2 protein-coding genes are annotated in these 1,012 nt (G+C 62.3%); both read right to left on the reverse strand.

The genetic code is table 11. The features are described from left to right. The coding region (locus tag ACH196_RS38110) for a transposase (protein ID WP_396651989.1) at positions 1-310 on the reverse strand (310 nt) is incomplete at its 3' end. Then, positions 307-693 (reverse strand): transposase, encoded by a 387-nt coding sequence (locus ACH196_RS38115; RefSeq protein WP_396651990.1) that lies wholly within the window; start codon positions 691-693, stop codon positions 307-309. The genes ACH196_RS38110 and ACH196_RS38115, both read right to left, overlap by 4 nt. Between the last annotated feature and the right edge of the window lie 319 nt (positions 694-1,012).

Consider the following 1,012-nt stretch of genomic DNA (forward strand, 5'->3'; position numbering starts at 1 on the left):
CCACCTCGCCGGGTCTCAGGCAGGGCGCCAGTTGGGTCTCGACATAGGCATCGAAAGCAGCGCCATCCATCGCCCCTTCGATGACCCAGGGGGCGATGAGTTCATCGCATCGCAAGCCCGCTATGAACGTCTGGGTCTGCCATTTGCCGAACGGAGCATCGGCCGGCAGCCTTTCGCCACAAAGGCTGCGTCCACGCAACGGCGTCATGTTGGTCTTCACGCTGATTTCATCGATGAAGACAAGCCGGGACGGCTGAGCGCGCATGAACGGCTGGCGGCGATCCAGCCATTGGCGACGCGCCGCCTTCACGTCACTGCGTTCTTTCTTCGACGCCAGCAGCTGTTTTTTTTATATGTGAAGCCCTCCCGGCATAGGAACTTCGACAGGTTCGACGGATCGATGCTCACACCATGCTGCGCCTCCAGCCAGATGGCGAGGTCCGGCATGGTGATGTCGGGCTTGTCCCTCACCTTGCCGGTAATGGCCTCGCGATAAGGGCCAAGTTTGCCTGACCCTTCCGGACGGCCCTGCCGGGCCGGCGCGACCGACCCGGTCGCCGTGTAGCGCGCCTGAATACGCACCGCCGTCGAGGGCGCAACCTCGAAGCGAGCCGCCATGGCGCGGCGCGATTGGCCAGCTTCCACCCCTCGCACGATACGTTCCCGCAAGTCCGACGAAATCGGCTTTCCCATGGCAACTACCTCCTGCCGCCATGGAATCAGACTTTCAATCCCTGCGAAACCCGCGATTCACTCTTCTCGCCCGACGCTCTAGTCAGTGTGAAAGGACAACTGCCTCATGCAGAAGTATCGAAAAGATACACCCGCAGTTTCGCCGGTGTGGACTGTCCAGAATCCCGTCGCGCACCTTACGGTTCAACACCGTGTCAATGGCGGCGCAAAACCAGGCCGTTGGGCGGCGCAAAAGTAGGCCACTTGGGCCGGCAAGCGGGGAACGGCGGGAGGGCGTAGCCCGACCACAGTTTGCCGCTTGCGGCGTCGGCGATTCCCT

The organism is Mesorhizobium sp. IMUNJ 23232, from assembly GCF_044326205.1.
Classification (GTDB): Bacteria; Pseudomonadota; Alphaproteobacteria; order Rhizobiales; family Rhizobiaceae; genus Kumtagia.

Coding starts and splice junctions, on each gene's coding strand:
- ACH196_RS38115 (WP_396651990.1), bottom strand. CDS start 693: ATGGGAAAGCCGATTTCGTCGGACTTGCGGGAACGTATCGTGCGAGGG.